The 18938-nt window shown below is 72.1% G+C and carries 16 protein-coding genes; 7 read left to right on the forward strand and 9 right to left on the reverse strand.

The features are described 5' to 3' along the window. Nucleotides 1-164 precede the first annotated feature (164 nt). Together Psi01_RS00520 and Psi01_RS00525 are read left to right on the forward strand one after the other, a co-directional pair. On the forward strand, nucleotides 165-803 hold the full coding sequence (locus Psi01_RS00520; RefSeq protein ID WP_239126861.1) for a sigma-70 family RNA polymerase sigma factor: 639 nt from the start codon (nucleotides 165-167) through the stop codon (nucleotides 801-803). Beyond that, on the forward strand, nucleotides 800-1003 hold the full coding sequence (locus Psi01_RS00525; RefSeq protein ID WP_204061881.1) for a hypothetical protein: 204 nt from the start codon (nucleotides 800-802) through the stop codon (nucleotides 1001-1003). The genes Psi01_RS00520 and Psi01_RS00525 overlap by 4 nt, the downstream gene beginning before the upstream one ends. On the opposite strand, the gene Psi01_RS00530 is transcribed toward Psi01_RS00525, so the two are convergent. Further along, nucleotides 964-1341, reverse strand: a complete 378-nt coding sequence (locus Psi01_RS00530; protein WP_203877496.1) for a DUF5319 family protein — start codon at nucleotides 1339-1341, stop codon at nucleotides 964-966. The genes Psi01_RS00525 and Psi01_RS00530 overlap by 40 nt on opposite strands. 161 nt (nucleotides 1342-1502) lie before the next feature. Further along, nucleotides 1503-2504, reverse strand: a complete 1002-nt coding sequence (locus Psi01_RS00535) for a helix-turn-helix transcriptional regulator (protein ID WP_204061882.1) — start codon at nucleotides 2502-2504, stop codon at nucleotides 1503-1505. Nucleotides 2505-2896: 392 nt separating this feature from the next. Here Psi01_RS00535 and guaB point away from each other — a divergent pair, with 392 nt between their 5' ends. Both guaB and Psi01_RS00545 read left to right on the forward strand, forming a co-directional pair. Continuing rightward, nucleotides 2897-4378, forward strand: a complete 1482-nt coding sequence (guaB, locus tag Psi01_RS00540; RefSeq protein WP_239126865.1) for an IMP dehydrogenase — start codon at nucleotides 2897-2899, stop codon at nucleotides 4376-4378. 64 nt (nucleotides 4379-4442) lie between these two features. Further along, the gene (locus Psi01_RS00545) at nucleotides 4443-5561 is read left to right on the forward strand and encodes a GuaB3 family IMP dehydrogenase-related protein (RefSeq protein WP_204061884.1); all 1119 of its coding nucleotides are present in this window, start codon (nucleotides 4443-4445) and stop codon (nucleotides 5559-5561) included. Between the two features lie 21 nt (nucleotides 5562-5582). On the opposite strand, the gene Psi01_RS00550 is transcribed toward Psi01_RS00545, so the two are convergent. From Psi01_RS00550 to Psi01_RS00565, 4 genes are read right to left on the reverse strand one after another with little or no spacing between them, the layout of a single operon-like run. Beyond that, nucleotides 5583-6407: a class II fructose-bisphosphate aldolase gene (locus Psi01_RS00550; RefSeq protein WP_204061885.1), complete on the reverse strand. Its 825-nt coding sequence runs from the start codon at nucleotides 6405-6407 to the stop codon at nucleotides 5583-5585. A gap of 58 nt (nucleotides 6408-6465) precedes the next feature. Beyond that, the gene (locus tag Psi01_RS00555; RefSeq protein ID WP_204061886.1) at nucleotides 6466-7524 is read right to left on the reverse strand and encodes a 1-phosphofructokinase family hexose kinase; all 1059 of its coding nucleotides are present in this window, start codon (nucleotides 7522-7524) and stop codon (nucleotides 6466-6468) included. A 28-nt stretch (nucleotides 7525-7552) separates the two neighbouring features. After that, nucleotides 7553-8695, reverse strand: coding sequence for an N-acetylglucosamine-6-phosphate deacetylase (nagA, locus tag Psi01_RS00560; protein WP_204061887.1), 1143 nt, complete (start codon nucleotides 8693-8695; stop codon nucleotides 7553-7555). A 26-nt stretch (nucleotides 8696-8721) separates the two neighbouring features. Further along, entirely contained in the window at nucleotides 8722-9597 is an 876-nt protein-coding gene (locus tag Psi01_RS00565; protein ID WP_204061888.1) for an SIS domain-containing protein, read from the reverse strand. A gap of 104 nt (nucleotides 9598-9701) precedes the next feature. On the opposite strand from Psi01_RS00565, the gene Psi01_RS00570 reads away from it, so the two are divergent. The 3 genes from Psi01_RS00570 (at nucleotide 9702) to Psi01_RS00580 (ending at nucleotide 13542) form a co-directional block, all read left to right on the forward strand. Continuing rightward, nucleotides 9702-10472, forward strand: coding sequence for a DeoR/GlpR family DNA-binding transcription regulator (locus Psi01_RS00570; protein WP_204061889.1), 771 nt, complete (start codon nucleotides 9702-9704; stop codon nucleotides 10470-10472). A gap of 185 nt (nucleotides 10473-10657) precedes the next feature. Further along, nucleotides 10658-12394: a glycerol-3-phosphate dehydrogenase/oxidase gene (locus Psi01_RS00575; RefSeq protein WP_239126870.1), complete on the forward strand. Its 1737-nt coding sequence runs from the start codon at nucleotides 10658-10660 to the stop codon at nucleotides 12392-12394. A gap of 110 nt (nucleotides 12395-12504) precedes the next feature. Next, nucleotides 12505-13542 carry an aldo/keto reductase family protein gene (locus Psi01_RS00580; RefSeq protein ID WP_204061890.1) on the forward strand — a complete coding sequence of 346 codons (1038 nt, stop codon included), beginning with the start codon at nucleotides 12505-12507 and terminating at the stop codon, nucleotides 13540-13542. 133 nt (nucleotides 13543-13675) lie between these two features. Here Psi01_RS00580 and Psi01_RS00585 read toward each other — a convergent pair whose 3' ends face one another. The 3 genes from Psi01_RS00585 to Psi01_RS00595 all read right to left on the reverse strand — a co-directional run bounded on the left by Psi01_RS00585 (nucleotide 13676) and on the right by Psi01_RS00595 (nucleotide 18882). Then, nucleotides 13676-16594, reverse strand: coding sequence for a M36 family metallopeptidase (locus Psi01_RS00585; protein ID WP_239126873.1), 2919 nt, complete (start codon nucleotides 16592-16594; stop codon nucleotides 13676-13678). A 156-nt stretch (nucleotides 16595-16750) separates the two neighbouring features. Further along, nucleotides 16751-17893 carry a TIGR04500 family putative peptide maturation system protein gene (locus Psi01_RS00590; protein ID WP_204061891.1) on the reverse strand — a complete coding sequence of 381 codons (1143 nt, stop codon included), beginning with the start codon at nucleotides 17891-17893 and terminating at the stop codon, nucleotides 16751-16753. Continuing rightward, a complete protein-coding gene (locus Psi01_RS00595; protein WP_204061892.1) occupies nucleotides 17890-18882 on the reverse strand; it encodes an MvdC/MvdD family ATP grasp protein in 993 nt (330 codons plus the stop codon). The genes Psi01_RS00590 and Psi01_RS00595 overlap by 4 nt, the downstream gene beginning before the upstream one ends. Nucleotides 18883-18938 lie beyond the last annotated feature (56 nt).

Below are 18938 nucleotides of genomic sequence, written 5' to 3' on the forward strand. Positions count from 1 at the left end.
GCGCGAGATATAACAAATAGCCGACATATATGGCGATCCCGTGAAATATTCGGGCATATTAAAAATCCCAGGGTCGCCAATCGATCACACTCTGCTATCTCCACCCCAATGTGACCAATCCGTAGCCGTTCGCCATGACGACACGCCGGATCAGTGTGGGCATCATGCCTATCGTGACCGAGGGATGCGTCGCCGACGCCAAAACTGGGGTAAGGCTTGCGACGAGATCTGACGGGGCTGCCCACGGGGATGACCTCAAGGATCTGACGAGCCTCGCCGTTCAGGGGGATCGCACCGCGATCGAATCCCTGCTTGGGCAGTTGCGCCCGATGGTGGTGCGTTATTGCCGTGCTCGTCTCGGCAGGGTTTCCGGCCAGTACCACATCGCCGACGATGTGGCTCAGGAAGTGTGCATCGCGGTGCTGTCCGCGCTGCCCCGTTACCGTGACATGGGGCGTCCCTTCGCGTCCTTCGTCTTCGGCATCGCCTCGCACAAGGTGGCTGACGCGCTGCGCAGCTCCGTGCGCTCCGCCGTGCCGACCCAGGATCTCCCCGACGGGCCCGACGAGGGCCCGGGGCCGGAGGAGACCGTGGTCCGCTACATCGAGGCCGAGCACGCGCGCAGGCTGCTGTCCAGGCTCCCCGACAATCAGCGGGAACTGCTGATGCTCAGGGTGGTGTCGGGTCTTTCCGCCGAGGAGACCGGTAATGTACTGGGCATGTCACCAGGTGCGGTTCGCGTCGCCCAGCATCGGGCGCTCGCCCGGCTGCGGGCGATGGCTGAGCTGGAGTCGATAGCTTGACCACGGTCCACCCACGGCGCCCGGTCCGGCGGTACGGGCCGCAGGAGGATCCTGCCGTAGCCGAGACCGAGGCGATCGTGCAGGCGCTCTCCCGCAGGGAGCCCGTCGAGCTGACCGACGACGCGCTCAGGCTGCTCGCGGCGCTGATCGACGACGTCGATCAGCGCTGCTCCTCGGTGTCGATCACACCGTCCGCGTAGCCCTGGGCGTAGTCCCAGCTCACGTAGTTCGTGGGGTTGGGCTGGTAGGCGGGTTCGTGCACCTGCGGCTGACCGTTCTCGATCATCTGACGCAGGTTGCCGCGCAGCAGGTCCCAGTCGAAATAGTGCTGCTCGCCGCATTCGGGGCAGTCGAGGACCAGGCCGGCGACACCCTGAGGTTCGAGGAGGGAGCGGAAAACCTCCACGTCGGCGAGGTCGGTGATGGCCTCGTCGCGTTCGGCCGGCGTCAGGGGTTCGGAGTCGTCGGGCTCACCCAGCGCCGCCGCCGGGTCGTCGGGGTCGTCCGCGAACGGGTCGCGTGGGACGTCTTCCAGCACCATCCCACTTTATGGCCTGGATGCAACAGACATACCCCGAACCCCCCGAGCTTCGTACGGGATCGCCTCCGCCGCAGGTCATCCAGGTCGTCACGGAGGAGTCTTTTCCCGCGGACCACCCCGCCCGCCGCGCGGGCCGTACCGCTCCAGGCCGCATCGCCCTAGTCGAACCACCCGCGCCGCGCCGCCTCCACGCCGGCCTGGAACCGTGACTGCGCGCCGAGCTCGGCCATCGCCTCGGCGAAACGGGTGCGGACGGTCCGTACGGAGATCCCGAGCTGCCGGGCGATCGACTCGTCGCTGACCCCCTGGGCGGCCAGCCTGAGCACCCGCGCCGCGCTCTGGCCGGAACGCGACCACGGCAGCGGTGTGGCGTGGGCCCACAGCTCCTCGAAGAGGGTGCGCAGCGCGGCCACCACGATGGAGGCCCGGACCAGGTGGAAGTTGTAGGCGTTCTCGGCCAGGGTCCCGCCCCACTGGGCGGGCATGCCGGCGGTGTCGGTCCCGGCGACGAGGAACCAGCTCGGCACCGAGGTGAGGGTCCGCACGCGCGCCCCGGCCTCCTCGAACTTCACGAGCTTGTCCTGCAGTCCCGGCAGCTCCAGCGTGCCCACCGGGAGGAGCACCCGGCAGGACAGCAGGCCGCGGCGCTGGGCGCCGATCCACTGGTCGGCGTAGCGGTGGGTGAAGTCGCCCACCGTCCGCCGGTCGGGGATCGCCGAGAGCAGCTCCAGGGGCGGGTCCTGGACCGCCATCCCGATCACGCTCTCGTAGAGCTCGTCGGCCCCGCCGACCAGCTCGACCGGGAACTGCCCGCTCTGGTAGTCGCGCCCGGCGTCGTACTGGTGGATGAAGCCGCGGATCGAGCCGAGCACCGTGTCGATCCTGCGGCTCTCCTCGGCCAGGCGGTCCAGCCGTTCGGCGATCAGGTGGCCGAGGGCGGCGGCGGGGTGCCGGGCGATGTACTCACCGGCCTGCTCGTCGACCACTCCCAGGTTCACGAGGGTCCTCAGCTCGCGGTCCAGCAGGTCGGGAGATCCGCCGGCGGCCTGGACGAGATCGGCGAAAGTGGCGCGATGGAGGCGCAGCACCGCGTTGTAGAGGGAGGTCTGGGTCGGCGTGAGGCCCAATGTCGCCAAGGGGTCGGTTGTGTCGGTACGCATCGGCGAGAGGCTCCTGAAGTAACACGACTGTCGTGAGGATAACCCGGGGAATCCTCGTTGTCCCCGGCCTTGGCCGGACTGGACGCTCATTGCGTGCAACTTTGTGCAGTTGCACGTTTGCACATTGCGTCCGAACGCATCGTGACGCAGTCTTGACACAGCGTCGGCACCGTGAGCGAACGGCGTCACCGCTCGGGCGCGGAGGGGGGTCCAGCGGTGTGAGAGGACGTCTCGCTGGTGTTGCCGGTGCCGGAGGACCGAGCGGGTCACCGACCGCTCGGTCCTCCGGGCTTTCCCCCTGGCGTCAGGGCGTCGCGCGCCAGACCCTAAACTGTGCCCCGGGGACCGGCGCCTCTCCCCACCCATAGCGCGCCGTGGCAGGAGGGTTGCAGATGGCCAAGTTCACCGGGCAGGGGCTCACGTTCGACGACGTGCTCCTGGTCCCCGCCTATTCGGACCTGCAGCCCGGAGAGGCCGACACCACCACCCGCCTGTCCCGCAACATCACCCTGCGGATCCCGCTCATCTCGGCGGCGATGGACACGGTGACCGAGGCGCGCATGGCGGTGGCCATGGCCCGCCAGGGCGGCATCGGCATCCTGCACCGCAACCTGTCCATCGAGGACCAGGCCCAGCAGGCCGACCTCGTCAAGCGCTCCGAGGCCGGGATGGTCACCAACCCGGTCACCTGCTCCCCGGACGACACCCTCGCCGACGTCGAGCGGCTGTGCGCCACCTACCGGATCTCCGGTGTCCCGGTGACCGACGCGAACGGCGTGCTGGTCGGCATCGTCACCAACCGCGACATGCGCTTCGAGAGCGACCACGGCCGCCCCGTGCGCGAGGTCATGACCGCGATGCCGCTGGTCACCGCGCCGGTCGGGGTCTCCAGGGACGAGGCGTTCGACCTGCTGCGGAAGAACAAGATCGAGAAGCTCCCGCTGGTCGACGTGGACGGCAGGCTCCGCGGCCTGATCACGGTCAAGGACTTCACCAAGAGCGAGCAGTATCCGCTCGCCACCAAAGACGCCGACGGCCGGCTGATCGTGGGGGCGGCCATCGGCGTCGGCGGTGACGCCGAGCAGCGGGCGGCGGCCCTGATCGAGGCCGGGGTCGACGTGATCGTGGTGGACGTGGCGCACGGCCACTCCAAGGGCCTGGCCGACATGATCGCCAAGATCAAGGCCAACAGCCGGGTCGACGTGATCGGCGGCAACATCGCCACCCGGGCCGGCGCCCAGATGCTGATCGACGCCGGCGCCGACGCGGTCAAGGTCGGCGTCGGGCCCGGTTCCATCTGCACCACCCGCGTGGTCGCCGGTGTCGGCGCCCCGCAGGTGACGGCCATCCACGAGGCCGCGCTGGCGTGCGGCCCGGCCGGGGTTCCGGTGATCGGCGACGGCGGCCTGCAGTACTCCGGCGACATCGTCAAGGCCATCGCGGCCGGCGCCGACACCGTGATGCTCGGCTCGCTGCTGGCCGGCTGCGAGGAGTCGCCGGGTGAGCTGATCTTCATCAACGGCAAGCAGTTCAAGTCCTACCGCGGCATGGGCTCGCTCGGCGCGGTCCGCAACCGCGAGCGCGGCGGCGCCTCCTTCAGCAAGGACCGCTACGCCCAGGCCGACGTCGGCGGCGAGGACAAGTACATCCCCGAGGGCATCGAGGGCCAGGTCCCCTACCGTGGCCCGGTCGCCGCGGTCGCCCACCAGCTGGTCGGCGGCCTGCGCCAGGGCATGTGGTACGCCGGATGCCGCACCGTCGAGGAGATGCACGCCAACTGCGAGCTCATGCCGATCACGGCGGCGGGTCTCAAGGAGAGCCACCCGCACGACATCCAGATGACGGTCGAGGCCCCGAACTACCACCGTCGCTAGGTTTCCGGTACGGCTCCCGCACATGGCGGGAGCCGTACTCGCATGAAATGGGAAAGATGAGCATATGACTCAGGTGGAGATCGGCCGCGGCAAGAACGGCCGCCGTGCATACGCGCTCGACGAGATCGGCATCGTCCCGTCCCGGCGGACCCGTGACCCGGAGGAGGTCTCGATCGCCTGGCAGATCGACGCCTACCGGTTCGACCTGCCCCTGGTGGTGAGTCCCATGGACAGCGTCGTGTCGCCGAAGACCGCGATCGAGGTGGGCCGGCTCGGCGGTCTGGCGGCGCTGGACCTCGAAGGGCTGTGGACGCGCTACGAGGACCCGACGTCGCTGCTGGCCGAGGTGGCCGAGCTGCAGGGCGACGCGGCGACGCGGCGGCTCCAGGAGATCTACAGCGCGCCGATCAAGGAGGAGCTGATCGGCCGCCGGATCGAGGAGATCCGCGCGGCGGGGGTGACCACGGCGGTCCGCCTGTCCCCCCAGCGCACGGTCCAGTACCACAAGGCCGTCATCGACGCCGGTGTGGACATCTTCGTGATCCGCGGCACCACGGTCTCCGCCGAGCACGTCTCGGGCCGGGCCGAGCCGCTGAACCTCAAGCAGTTCATCTACGAGCTCGACGTCCCGGTCATCGTCGGCGGCTGCGCCACCTACACCGCGGCGCTGCACCTGATGCGGACCGGCGCGGCCGGCGTGCTCGTCGGCTTCGGCGGCGGCGCCTCGCACACCACCCGCACCGTGCTGGGCGTGGTGGTGCCGATGGCCACCGCGATCTCCGACGTGGCCGCGGCCCGCCGCGACTACATGGACGAGTCGGGCGGCCGCTACGTCCACGTCATCGCCGACGGCGGCATGGGCACCTCCGGCGACATCGCCAAGGCCATCGCCTGCGGCGCCGACGCGGTCATGGTCGGCTCGCCGCTGGCCCGCGCGGTCGAGGCGCCCGGCCACGGCTTCCACTGGGGCTCGGAGGCCCACCACCCGGAGCTGCCGCGCGGCAAGCGGGTCCAGTTCGGCACGGTGGGCACGCTGGAGCAGATCCTGCACGGCCCGTCCTCGGTCGCCGACGGCTCGATGAACCTGATGGGCTCCCTGCGCCGCACGATGGCCACCGCGGGCTACTCCGACCTGAAGGAGTTCCAGCGGGTCGAGGTCGTCGTCGCCCCGCAGCAGCCCTGACCCGGGGCCGCCGGGCGGCGGTCAGCCCCGCAGGACGCGCAGGAGGCGGGCGACTTCGTCCGCCACCGCCGTACGGCCCGCATTGACGTACTTGCGGGGGTCGACGACCTTCTCGTCGGCCGCCAGGCGGTCGCGGATCGCGCGGGTGAACGCCTTGTTCAGGTGCGTGGCGATGTTGATCTTCTTCATGCCGTGCCGTACGGCCGCGCGCAGCGTGTCGTCCGGCACGCCCGAGGAGCCGTGGAGCACCAGCGGGACCGGGAGCGCCGCGTGCAGCTCGGCGATCAGCGCGAGGTCGAGGACGGCGTCGCGGGTGGTCATGGCGTGGGAGCTGCCGACGGCCACGGCCAGGGCGTCGACGCCGGTGCGGGCCACGTAGTCCACCGCCTCGTGCGGCCTGGTCCGCACGCCGGGGGCGTGCACGCCGTCCTTGCCGCCGATCTCGCCCAGTTCGGCCTCCACCCACACGCCCCGCCCGTGACACCGGGCGGCGACCTCGGCGGTGAGCGCCGCGTTCTCCTCGTCGGGCAGCGCCGAGGCGTCGAACATCACCGACCCGATCCCCAGCTCCACCGCCTCCTCCACGAGCGCGCGGTCGGTGGCGTGGTCGAGGTGGACGGCCACCGGCACCGAGGCCGCCCGGGCCACGGCGAGCGAGGCGGCCGCGATCGGGGCCAGGGCGCCGTGGTAGCGCACGCAGTTCTCGCTGATCTGCAGCACGACCGGGACGCCCGCGGCCTCGGCCCCGGCGACGATCGCCTCGGCGTGCTCCAGCTGGATGACGTTGAACGCGCCGACGCCCGCCGGGGCGTCGCGGATGATGTCGCCGATGCCGGTCAGAGGCATGATGGGGGCCTTTCACTCGCGATGGGACCGGGTCTCCGGGGTGCGGGGTGCGGGGCGCTCATCGGCGTACGGGCTCGATCCGGATCCCGGGTTCGACCTCGCGCAGCACGTCCGCGTCGATGTCCCCGGCGACCGGGGCGGCCACCGCCGCCGCGCCCAGGGCCGCTGCCCGGCGCAGCCGGTCCGGCCAGGGGTCGCCCTCCACCAGGCCCAGCGCCAGCCCCGCGACCAGGGCGTCCCCGGCCCCGGTCGGGTTGCCCTCCACCCGGTACGGCATGGCGGCCCGCCAGGCGCCCTCGGGGGTCACGGCCAGCAGCCCGTCCGCCCCGAGGGAGACGACGACCGATCCGGCGCCGGCGTCCATGAGCGCCTCGGCGCCCCGGAGCGCCTGCCCGGGATCGTTCGTCTCCGCGGGAGCGGACGCTCCCCGGGAGCCGTCCGGCCCGGCGGGACCGGTCGCGGGACCGGGCGTCGGTGCCGCCGACAGGGCGCGGGTGAGCTCCTCGGCGTTGGGCTTGACGATCGCGGGGCGGCCGGCGGGCGCGTGCCGCAGGGCCTCGCCGTCGGCGTCCACGATCACCGGGACCCCGCGCTCGCCGACCCGGCGGGCGAGGACGGCGTAGAAGCCCGCGGGCACGCCGCGCGGCAGGCTTCCCGAGATCACCACGGCCGCGGCCCCCTCGAGCCGCGCCTCGAAGTCGCCGAGGAAGCGGTCCAGCTCCTCCGCCGAGACGACCGGGCCCGGCTCGTTGAACAGGGCCGTGCGTTGCGGGCGGCCCGGCGCGGCCTCGCCGGGGGAGAGATCGGAGACGGCGAGGGTGGTGCGGGACTCGCCGGTGATGGGGGTGAGGGCGGCGGGCAGGCCGCAGGCGGCCAGGTCGGCCCGGGCGGCGTCGCCGACGGCGCCGCCCGCCAGGCCGGTGACGAGGACCTCCCGGCCCAGGGCCGAGAGCACGCGGGCGACGTTGACGCCCTTGCCGCCCGCCCGGCGGTGCACCGCCCGCACCCGGTTGACGCCGTTCCAGTCGACGTCGTGGGCCCGGTAGGTGACGTCGAGGGCCAGGTTCAGGGTGACGGTGAGGATCGTCCCCGCGGAGGCGGGCGGTGGGAGGGCCATCAGGGTTCGGGGCTCCGGGTCGTGCGCATCACGGCTCCGTGATCCAGCTTCCGCGCCTCATGACACCGGCGACCTCCAGGTCGTCGGTGAGGATCACCAGGTCGGCCTGCTTGCCGACGGAGAGCGAGCCGATGCGGTCGGCCAGGCCGAGGACCCGGGCGGGGGTGAGGCTCGCGGCCTCGGCGGCCTCGGGCAGGGACAGGCCGAGCTCCCGGACGGCGCGCCGGAAGGAGACGTCCATGGTCAGGGTGGATCCCGCGATGGAACCGGCCCCGGGGCCGTCGGCCAGCCGGGCCACGCCGTCCACCACGCTGACCTTCAGCGGGCCGAGGCCGTAGCTCCCGTCGCCCACGCCGGCCGCCGCCATCGCGTCGGTGATGAGCGCCGTACGGCCCGCGCCCGCGGCCCGGAGGGCGAGGCGGAGCATCGCCGGGTGCACGTGCACGCCGTCGTTGACCAGCTCGACCGTCACCCGCTCGTCCTCCAGCAGCGCGGCGATCGGGCCGGGGTCGCGGTGCCCGAGCTGCGGCATCGCGTTGTAGAGGTGGGTCGCGACGCGGGCGCCGGCCTCGATGCCCGCGATGGTCTGCCCGTAGTCGGCGTCGCTGTGCCCGAGCGCGGCGATCACGCCGTTGTCCGCCGCCTCCCGGATGGCGTCCAGCGCCCCGGGCAGTTCGGGGGCGATGGTCAGCATCCGCACGTGGCCGCGGCCAGCCGCCAGCAGTTTGCGCAGTTCCCCGGCCGAGGGCTCGCGCAGCAGGGCCGGGTTGTGCGCGCCGCAGCGGGCCTTGGAGATGTAGGGACCCTCGAAGTGGATGCCCGCCAGCAGGCCCTCCTCGCACAGGTCCGCGAGGGCGGCGGTGGCCCTGGCGATGTCGTCCAGGGCGGCGGTGACGAGGCTGGCGACGACGGTGGTGGTGCCGTGCCGGGCGTGCAGGGCGGCGATCCGGCTCGCCTCGTCCGGATCGCCCGTCGGGAAGGAACCGCCCGCTCCGCCGTGGTTGTGGATGTCGACGAAGCCCGGTGCGACGTACCGGCCGCCGAGGCTGTGGCCCGGCCCCGGGGCGGTTCCCCGGCCGACGTGGGTGATGCGGCCGTCTTCGATGGTCAGCCAGCCGTCGTGGACGCCTTCGGGGGTGACGACGCGGGCGTCGGCGAGTGTGATGGTCATGGCGTCATCCTCTCCTCTCCCGGAGGTCACCGGGCGGGGAGGATCACCGAGCGGGTCAGGTGCAGCGGCTCGTCCGGGTTGAGGCCCTGCCGCAGCGCCCGGGCCACGGCCACCCGCTGGATCGTCACCAGCTCCGCCATCGGGTCCAGGCCGCTCTCCAGGAACGTGCCGCCGGTGGCCTCGACCTCGCCGCGCAGCCCGGCGGGGGACTCGCCGAGCATCCAGGTGACCCGGCCGGGGCCGGCGATGCTGATCGGGCCGTGCCGGTACTCCATCGCGGGATAGGCCTCGGTCCAGGCCCGGCAGGCCTCGCGCATCTTCAGGCCCGCCTCCAGCGCCAGGCCGTACGACCAGCCGCGGCCCAGGAAGGTGAACTGCTCGGCGGAGACCGGCTCGGGGGCGAGCGGTACGGCGAGCGCGCGCTCGGCGTCGGCGATCGCGCCGGTCAGGTCCTCACCGAGGTGGGCGCGGAGCAGCGCGAGCTGGGTGGTCGCGAAGCGGGTCTGCACGACCGACCTCTCGTCGGCGAAGTCGAGGACGATCACCTCGTCGGCCAGCGTCATGACCGGGGTGTCCGGGTCGGCGGTGATCGCGGTGGTCCTGGTGCCGGTGCCCTTGAGCAGCTCCAGCACCTCGGTGGTGGTGCCGGACCGGGTCAGCGCGAGCACCCGGTCGTAGGAGCGGCCGGTCGGCGCCTCGGAGGCGGCGAAGGCGTCGGTCTCGCCGTGACCCGCGCGCTCGCGGAGCACGGCGTAGGCCTGGGCGATGAACCACGAGGTGCCGCAGCCGACCACGGCCACCCGCTCGCCCGGCCGGGGGAGGGCGTCGGCCGGGACCTCCTCGACGGCGCGGCGCCAGCAGGCGGGCTGGGACGCGATCTCTGCTTCGGTGTGGGTGGTCACGGCCTGCCTCCCCAGTGGGATTGTTTCTGATTGATTTATAGCAGAAACGAGCATGATTGCGCACCAGTGGGTTTTGATCGCTCGTTTGTGCCACCCTGTTCTCCGTGAGCCGATACGAGCGCTGGAATTCGATCCTCGAACTGCTCGCCCGGGAGGGCCGCCTGACGGTCGAGCAGGCGGCCGAGGCGCTGGAGGTCTCCACCGCGACGATCCGGCGCGACTTCGACCAGCTCGCCCAGCAGCAGATGCTGATGCGCACCCGCGGCGGGGCCGTGGCCCAGAGCGTGAGCTACGACCTGCCCCTGCGCTACAAGACCGCCCGGCACGCGGGGGAGAAGCAGCGCATCGCCGAGGCCGCCGCCGCGCTGGTGGCGCCGGGCGCGATCGTCGGCATGAACGGCGGCACGACCACCTCGGAGGTCGCGCGGGCCCTGGCGCTGCGGGCCGACCCCGAACCGGGCTTCACGATCGTCACCAACGCTCTGAACATCGCCGCCGAGCTGACGGTCCGCCGGCACGTGAAGATCGTGCTGACGGGAGGCGTGGCCAGGCCGCAGTCCTACGAGCTGATCGGCCCGCTGGCCTCGGGGGTGCTGGAGCAGGTCACGCTGGACGTCGCCTTCCTGGGCGTGGACGCCATCGACGCGGAGGCCGGGGCCTTCGCCCACCACGAGGGCGAGGCGAGCGTCAACAACCTGCTGATCAGCCGGGCGGCGGAGGTCATCGTGGTGGCCGACGCCTCCAAGATCGGCCGTCGCGCCTTCGCCCGCATCTGCCCGCTCGGCGCCGTGAGCACCCTGATCACCGACGAGAGCCTGTCCGACGAGGCCGCGGCCCGATTCGGCGACGCGGGGGTCAAGGTGGTGCGCGCCTGACGGCCGGGATTGGGTGGAAGGTGATGAATCGTTCACCGGAGTGTGGCCGGAATCTCGCCGGGGTTTGCTACTGGTGGGTAATGATGGATGGGGTGAAAGGGTAGATACCCCAGGGGCTGGTCCCGGAGTCCCACCCGGGCACAGACTCTGAACAGGACGATCGGCGTACCTCGGGGAGATGCAGCATGACGGCGCGAATGGGCACCGCACGGCTCGGCCCTGCCGAAAGAACCACCGCACTGGAGCAGATGGCCTCCGCGGAGCTCGACATGGTGGTGATCGGCGGCGGCATCGTCGGGGCCGGGGTCGCGCTCGACGCGGCGACGCGCGGGCTGAGCGTCGGGCTGCTGGAGGCGCGCGACTTCGCCTCCGGCACCTCCTCACGCTCCTCCAAACTGATCCACGGCGGGCTGCGCTATCTGGAGCAGCTCAACTTCGACCTGGTCAGGGAGGCGTTGCAGGAGCGCGCCCTGCTGCTGCAGCGCATCGCCCCCCATCTCGTACGGCCGGTGCCGTTCCTGTTCCCGCTGACCCACTTCGGCTGGGAACGGCCGTACGTCGGCGCCGGGCTGATGATGTACGACTCGCTCGGCTTCTCCTTCGGCTTCACCCGGGGCGTGCCCGGCCACCGGCACCTGTCGCGCAAGCGGGCGCTGCGGCTGGCCCCGGCGCTGCGCCGTACGGCCTTCTCCGGCGCGGTGCAGTACTGGGACGCGCAGGTCGACGACGCCCGCTACGTGATGACCGTGCTGCGGACCGCCGCGACCTACGGGGCGCACGTCGCCTCCCGGGCGCAGGTGGTCGGCTTCCTGCGCGAGGGCGAGCGGGTCACCGGGGTGCGGGTGCGCGACCTGGAGACCGGCACCGATGTCGAGGTGCGGGCGCGGCAGGTGGTCAACGCCACCGGGGTGTGGACCGACGACATCCAGGAGCTGGTCGGCGGGCGCGGCCAGATCCACGTGCGGGCCTCCAAGGGCGTGCACCTGGTGGTGCCGCGCGACCGCATCCACTCCCTGACCGGGGTCATCCTGCGCACGGAGAAGTCGGTGCTGTTCGTGATCCCCTGGGGCCGTCACTGGATCATCGGGACCACCGACACGCGCTGGGAGCTGGACCGGGCGCACCCGGCGGCCTCCCGCTCCGACATCGACTACGTCCTGGAGCACGTGAACGCGGTGCTGTCGGTCCCGCTCACCCGCGACGACGTCGAGGGCGTCTACGCCGGGCTCCGGCCGCTGCTGGCCGGGGAGTCGGAGGAGACCTCCAAGCTCTCCCGCGAGCACGTGGTCGCCCACCCGGTGCCCGGCCTGGTCATGGTCGCAGGGGGCAAGTACACCACCTACCGCGTCATGGCGCGCGACGCGGTGGACGCCGTGGCGCACGGACTGGACCAGCGGGTCCCGCCCTCGTGCACCGACCGGATCCCGCTCGTCGGGGCGGAGGGGTACCAGGCGCTGTGGAACTCCCGCCAGCGGCTGGCCCAGTCCTCCGGGCTGCACGTGGCGCGGATCGAGCACCTCCTCCAGCGGTACGGTTCCATGATCGACGAGGTGCTGGCGCTCATCGAGGACGACCCCTCGCTCGCCCGCCCGCTGACCGGGGCCGACGACTACCTGCGGGCCGAGATCGTCTACGCCGCCACCCACGAGGGCGCCCGCCACCTCAACGACGCGCTGGTCCGGCGCACCCACGTCTCCATCGAGACCTTCCACCGCGGCCTGGGCGTGGCCGAGGAGGCCGCCGAGCTGATGGCCGGGCCGCTGGGGTGGGACGCCGAGCAGGTCAAGCGCGAGGTGGAGTACTACACCAAGCGCATCGAGGCCGAGCGCCTGTCCCAGGAGCAGGACACCGACCACGAGGCCGACGCCATCCGCCTGGGCGCCCCCGAGATCGTCCCCGTCGCCACCCCCGACCACGTCTGACCTGAGACGCGGCCACCCCTCACAAGATCGGCTTAGTATGATCGCCGATCATGTGAGAGGGGGATGGGGAGACGGGCCCATACGATGAGGGCGACGTACCCCGACTGCCGATGGAACATCGTCACCTCGGCCGGAGCGGCCTGATGGTCAGCGAGGTCACCTACGGAAACTGGCTCACCCACGGTGAACTGGTGGACCGCGACCAGGCCGTGGCCTGCGTCCGGGCCGCTCTCGACGCGGGTATCACCACCTTCGACACCGCCGACGTCTACGCGCGGGGAGCGGCCGAGGAAGTGCTGGGCGCCGCGCTCAGCGGTGAGAGGCGGTCGTCCCTGGTCATCGCCTCGAAGGTCTGCCTGCCCACCGGCGACGGCCCGAACGACCGCGGTCTGAGCCGCAAGCACATCCGGGAGTCCTGCGAGGCCTCCCTGCGCCGGCTGCGCACCGACTACATCGACCTGTACCAGGCGCACCGCTTCGACGAGACGACCCCTCTGGAGGAGACCCTGGTCGCCCTCGACGACCTGGTGCGCCAGGGCAAGGTGCTCTACATCGGCGTCTCCGAGTGGACGGCCCCGCAGATCGAGTCCGCCCTGGCCGTCATCCGCGACCTCGGTCTGCGCAGCCGCATCGTCTCCAACCAGCCGCAGTACAACATGTTGTGGCGGATCATCGAACCGGAGATCGCCCCGTTGTGCCTCCGCGAGGGCATCGGCCAGCTGGCCTTCCAGCCGCTCGCGCAGGGCGTGCTGACCGGGAAGTACCGGCCCGGCCAGGAACCGCCGGACGGGTCGAGGGGGAAGGCCGGCGGGCGGGCTCCCGCGTTCGTCGGCAGGGTGCTCGGCCCGCAGCTTCTCGAACGTGTGCAGGACCTGCTTCCCGTCGCGGCGGATTGCGGCCTGTCGGCCGCCCAGCTCGCGATCGCCTGGGTGCTCCGGCAGCCGGGGGTCTCCTCGGTGGTCGCCGGCGCCACCAGGCCCGAGCAGGTGGCCGAGAACGCCGCGGCGTCCGGCAAGGAGATCGACGATGCCGTCCTGGCGCGGGTGGACGAGATACTCGGGGACCTCATCGACCGGGATCCCGGGAAGACCGCCCAGATGATGGCGGTCAGACCGGAGTGGAGGAGAACCGCGTCGTCTGAAGGCTGAGTCCTCCGGGATCGCGCCGGATGTCCTCGGGGAAGGGGACCGCGATGTCGTCGCGGAGAACACGTCCCTGCACACGGGACGGCTCCCGCCCCGGGAGAGGGACGGGAGCCGTACGGGACGGGCCGGGGGACCGTCAGTGGGCGAACGCCTGGAACTCGGCGGCGCGGACCTGGTCGCGGGCCGGGCTGGCGGTGGCGCAGTCGGTTGCGGAGTTGGGGTCGTTGTCCTGCTCACCGGCGTAGAGCGGGTTGCCGGTGCACTGGGTGGAGACGACGCGCAGGGCCAGGTGGGTGGCCGTGGTCGTCGGGATCCTGAAGGACTCGATGATCAGATCCGCCCCGCGCGGGCGCGGCAGGCGGGTCTGGAAGGCGTCGGCCGGGCTGGTGTAGGCGACCGAGAAGTTCGCCGGGGATGAGCAGTCCTTCTTGGTGGCGTCGCAGGCCAGGACCTCGAAGGCGCGCAGGGCGCTGAAGCGGTTCTGGCCGCCCGGGTCGGCGGGGTCGTTGACGTTCGGCCGCAGCAGGGCGCTGACCTGCACCCGGCGGACCTTCACCGGGTCGGACCCGGCCAGGTCCACGGTGACCGCCTTGCCGGCGACCGCGCCGGTGAGCGAGGCCCAGTTCGTCGCCTCGGTCTCGTCGATCAGCATGGCGTGGTTGACGCCGTCGCCGGTCGCCGTGGCGCCCAGCGCCGAGGAGGCGAGGTTCCGGCCCAGCGGGAGCGGGAGCGGCAGCTTCACGCCGGGCAGGACCGCGAACTTCACCCGGGTGTGGCCGTAGCCGTTGCCGACGACCAGGAAGTCGTACAGGCCCGGGGTCATCTCCACGGTGTCGCCCAGCTCGGTGGCGGGGTCGGTGTCGGCCACCGGCACCGCGCGGCCCTCGTAGTGGCCGACGTAGAGCCGCAGCGCGGCGCCCTTGGCGTCGGCCAGCGGCTTGAGCTGGATCCGGCCGTTCTTGCCGGCCGGGTCGACGAAGCTCGGGGTCGGGTCGGGGTCGTTCTGGTTCAGGCTCGCGGCGCCCTCGCCGAGGCCGTGCTCGGCGAACGCCCGCCACATGATGTCCTGATTTTTCCCGCCAAAGCGGATGGCGTCGGCCGCGAGCAGCGCGTCCCGGTGATCGACGTAGCTGACCGCGCCGGAGGCCATCAGCAGCAGCGCGTCGAAGGACAGCTGTGCCCAGCGCCGGTTGCCGGGACACTTGTCGACGGGGGTCCTGCCGTCGGCGCAGGCCCGCTGCGTGGCCGGGGTGCCCTTGCCGTACCGCTTGAGGAAGGCCTCGCGCACGTCGAACTGGGTGGCCGACCAGATCTCGCCGTCGGCGTGGACCTGCTGGCCGACGATGTCGTAGGCGATGTCGCTGTAGTTCAGCGGCGACTTGGACATGTCGTAGTTGCGGATGCCCGCCTTCTTGTCGCCGGTGACGTAGCCGCCGGTGATGTACGGCGTGTCGCCCGCGGGGCGGAAACCGTACTCGTACAGGTACTCCATGGCGAACAGGTCGGAGGTGCTCTCGTTCATGGCGCCCGGCTGGGCCCCGCTCCACCCGGCGTTCGGTCCGGCGATCATGCGGCCGGAGATCGCGTGGGTGTACTCGTGCCCGATCACCGACATGTCGAAGTCGCCGTCCACGCAGGGCGCGTAGAAGGCGCCCGCGATCGGCTGCCAGAGGTACATGTTCGTGATCGGCGCGACCCCGTCGGGGCCGGTGATCTGGTTGGCGTTGTCACGCACGCTCAGCACCCGCGCGCCCGCCTGGGCGTTGCCCTGCTCGGGGTCGTCGCCCAGGCCGCCGCGGTCGCCGTTCTCGTCCTGCATGTTCCAGGCCGTCTCGGTGAAGCCGAGACGGTAGGACCAGTCGTGCATGCGGTTGTGCATGGCGTGCAGGTTGGCGATGGCGGCTTCCAGGTCGGCCTCGCCCGGCTGGTCGAAGACGGCCGGGTCGCACTTGGCCGTGTACCACTTGTTGGTCCACGGGTAGACGTAGTTCCGGCTCGGGGTGAGCACGTTGCTGCGGGTGCCGACGGTGAACGGGTCGCCGCTGGCGCGGTTCTCGAACGTCCTGGCCGCGTTGCCGATGCTGGTGTTGGTCGGCGTGTTCGTGGCGTGGTCGACGTCCCAGGCCCTGCCGGTCGCCGGGTCGCCGCCCACCACGTAGTCGCAGCCGGGCCCGGCGGTGAAGCACCAGCGGGCGCGGGTGTCGGTGGAGGAGTAGTCGGCCGGCGGGTTGGCCGGGAAGACCTCCCACTGCGGGTTGTCCGGCTCGGCCCGTCGATCCGAATGGTGGTCCACCAGGTTTTCGCGGGTCAGGATCGCGCCGCTGACCGCGTCGACGTGGGTGGTGTAGGCGGCGGGCTCGTCACCGCCGCCGATGAGGACCACCTGGTAGGCGCTGCGCGGCCCGTCGGCCGTGGGCACGGCCACCGCGGCTGCCTGCTTGACGGTCGCCGTCGCCAGGTCGATCCCGCCGTCGCGGGCGGCGGTCTCCAGCGCCTGCTGTTCGGTGAGTACGGCGGCCGCGGGAGCCTCCGTGGAGCGTGACAGGGTGGAGGTGACGTGCAGGACCTTGCCGTCCCGCACGCCGATCGCCACCTGCCCGTCCACACCCGCGGGCAGGTCGCCGAACTTCTGGCGGAGCAGTACGGCGTGGCCGCCGCCGATCGGGTTGACCGCGACCTTCTCCAGCGCGTCGACGGCCTCGGCGTTCAGCCCGAACAGGCCCTCGCTGGCCTTGAGATAGGCGCGCGCGGCCTGCTCGGGGTCGGAGCCGAGCCCTTCGGCCAGCGGCGCCGTACCGGTGACGACGGCCGGGGTGCCGAGAGCGTTCCACCGGATCGTCGCGCCCCCCGCCGCCCTGGCGAGCGCGGGCGGCGCGACGGAGCCGCTCCGGTTGTCCACATCCGGCTTGCCGTGCTCCTCGGCCTGGAAGTCGTGGACGGGGGTCTTGCCGGCGGGCCCGCTCTGGGCCACGCCGGGGACTGCGAGTGCGGGGAGTGCGAGGGATGCCGTCGCGGCGGCGATGAGGCTGATGCGTAACCAGGGTTTGCTCGACACCGGTCCTCCTGCGGAGAGGTGGCCGCCATTGGCCACTGAGCGCGTGGATCACGCCTGCTGCGCAAGAAGTAACATCGGTCTGATCTCATGACAAGATCTTGTAAAGTCCGATATGTAGATGTAATACGGGCCTACCCCGCCGGGAAAGCCGCGTCCTCAGGCCTTCAGGGCGTCGTCGAGCGCGTCGGTGCGGGCCGTACTGCCCCAGAACCACTGCACGTGGGCGCGCCGGCGCTGCTCGCGCAGCCAGCCGTCGAAGAGCCGGTGCTCGACGATTCTCCTCGTCGCCGGATTCGGCGTCGCCGGCTCCACGGCGAGCACGACGGTGACGTCGAATCCCCCGTCACCCGTCGGGCGGGGGCCGAGGACCGCGCCGGCCCGCGCGTCGTGTGCGTCGGCGCCGTGCAGAGCGGCGAGGTCCTCCCGGGGGTTCCCCTCGATCCGGCAGGTTCCCAGACCGGTGAGCGCGGCCTCCGTCGCCAGGCCGGTCGCCAGGGCGCCCAGCTCCTCCGGCGTGGCATCCCCGGACCGCTCCCGCAGCCGGGCCGCCGCGGCGTCGGCGTCGGGGCGGGCGCCGTAGCGCAGGCGGACCACGCGCAGCACGTCCAGCCCGGCGCCGTGCTCGGCGAGGAAATCCTCGACCCGTCCGGCGGTCACCCGGCGGCGCAGCTGCGCCACCTTCGCCTCGAAGGTGACGATCTGCTCCAGGCGTGCCAGGCCGAGGCCGCGCTCGGCCATCCACTCCTCGGTCGCGCGGGCGGTGAGCAGTCCCCGGGCGCGGCGGAAGGCGTCCATGGCGGCCTGCAGCTCCCCGTCCGCCAGGTCGGCGGAGGCGGCCACCTCCTGCTCGACCAGGCAGGCGTTGACCAGGCGGACGGCCAGGCCGGTGTCCTCCCACAGCACGTCGAGCAGGGAGACGACCTGCTCGATCTGCACGTCGACGCCGTTGACGCGCAGGACGACCTGCTCGCCGGAGCGCTGGCTGCCCCGCAGCGGCCAGGGGATCGCCCGGTCCGGGGCGAAGGCCAGGGACACCGTGCCGCCGGTGGACGGCAGGAGCAGGTCGTAGTGGTGGTCGCCGGTGGCGGCCTCGCGCTGCCACACCAGCCGCATGTCCGCACCGGGGTGCCGGGACCGCAGCTCGCCGAGCCGCCCGCGGGCCTCCTCGGGGCCGATCCCGTCCAGCCCGCGCAACCAGGTCAGGGCGTCGCCGAGAAGACCGGGGGACACGGTCCCGGACGGTGTCACGGTCTCCGGGAGGGCGGGGGCGTCCGGGCTCGTCACGGTCTCCGGGCTCATGCTCGGGGTCCTTCCAGCAACAGGTCGCAGACGGCCCGGCTGATCGGCAGGCCGGTCAGATCCTCGATCCACAGCCACTGGCCGTTGGGGTTGATCTCCATGAACACGTACTCCTCCTCGGGCGTGAGGATCAGGTCGAAGGCGCCGTACAGCAGGCCGAGGCGGTCCATCATGGCCAGGCAGCGCCGGCCGACCTCGTCGGGGAGCCGGTGGACGCGGTGCGGGGTGACGTCGGTGTTGTAGCGGCGCCAGTCCAGCCGGGACCGGTTGGACGCCTGGGAGTGGATCTCGGCGGCGAAGATCTGGCCGCCCACGACGGTGACCCGCAGTTCCAGGCGTTTGGGCACGTACCGCTGCACGATGACCGGGCAGAACCGCAGCGCGTCCGCGTAGGCCAGGTCGCGCGGGGAGACCGGCTCGCAGAAGCGGGAGACCGTGTCACCGCTCCGGAGGTTCTCCACCCACGGCCTGCCGAACGGCTTGGTGACGATCTGACCGTCGTGGCGGTCGTGGAAGTCCCACAGTTCCCGGGCCTGCGTGGTGATCAGAGTGTCCGGCACGGTGAAGCCCAGCTCGGCCGCGATGATCAGCTGGGAGGACTTCCGCCTGGTCCGCTGCAGCACCGACTCGGCCGCGGGCACCTTGCGGCACGGCAGGTGCTCCCACAGGTCCGACACCAGGCTCGCGCTCTCCTGCGCGGCGTACGCCGCGATGGCGGGGTCGGTCAGCCCGGGATGGGCCTCCGGCGGCGTCGGGCGCCGCCACCACAGTGCGGTCAGCTCGTTCAGGTCCACCGTGCCGGTCCCGGTGCGCAGCAGGCGCCGGGTGAGGCCCCGGCCGGTGTAGGCCAGCTCGACGTGCGCCTGCGCCGGGTAGAGCCGGTGGTCGAAGACCGTGACGCGGGCGCCGCGTCCGGTCAGCAGGCCGGTGACCCGGGAGGCGTGGGGGTCCTCGTCACCGGTGAGGACGAGGACGTGCGGGGTGGACACGGGATTCCTCCGGGATACGGGGCCGGGCGTCGGGCGGAGGACGCCCGGCCTCTTCT

Origin of the sequence: Paraplanobispora siamensis (assembly GCF_016863175.1) — a bacterium.
Classification (GTDB): Bacteria; Actinomycetota; Actinomycetes; order Streptosporangiales; family Streptosporangiaceae; genus Planobispora; species Planobispora siamensis.

Coding starts and splice junctions, on each gene's coding strand:
- Psi01_RS00580 (WP_204061890.1), top strand. CDS start 12,505: ATGGAACATCGTCACCTCGGCCGGAGCGGCCTGATGGTCAGCGAGGTC.
- guaB (WP_239126865.1), top strand. CDS start 2,897: ATGGCCAAGTTCACCGGGCAGGGGCTCACGTTCGACGACGTGCTCCTG.
- Psi01_RS00545 (WP_204061884.1), top strand. CDS start 4,443: ATGACTCAGGTGGAGATCGGCCGCGGCAAGAACGGCCGCCGTGCATAC.
- Psi01_RS00590 (WP_204061891.1), bottom strand. CDS start 17,893: ATGAGCCCGGAGACCGTGACGAGCCCGGACGCCCCCGCCCTCCCGGAG.
- nagA (WP_204061887.1), bottom strand. CDS start 8,695: ATGACCATCACACTCGCCGACGCCCGCGTCGTCACCCCCGAAGGCGTC.
- Psi01_RS00550 (WP_204061885.1), bottom strand. CDS start 6,407: ATGCCTCTGACCGGCATCGGCGACATCATCCGCGACGCCCCGGCGGGC.
- Psi01_RS00520 (WP_239126861.1), top strand. CDS start 165: ATGCCTATCGTGACCGAGGGATGCGTCGCCGACGCCAAAACTGGGGTA.
- Psi01_RS00555 (WP_204061886.1), bottom strand. CDS start 7,524: ATGGCCCTCCCACCGCCCGCCTCCGCGGGGACGATCCTCACCGTCACC.
- Psi01_RS00535 (WP_204061882.1), bottom strand. CDS start 2,504: ATGCGTACCGACACAACCGACCCCTTGGCGACATTGGGCCTCACGCCG.
- Psi01_RS00575 (WP_239126870.1), top strand. CDS start 10,658: ATGACGGCGCGAATGGGCACCGCACGGCTCGGCCCTGCCGAAAGAACC.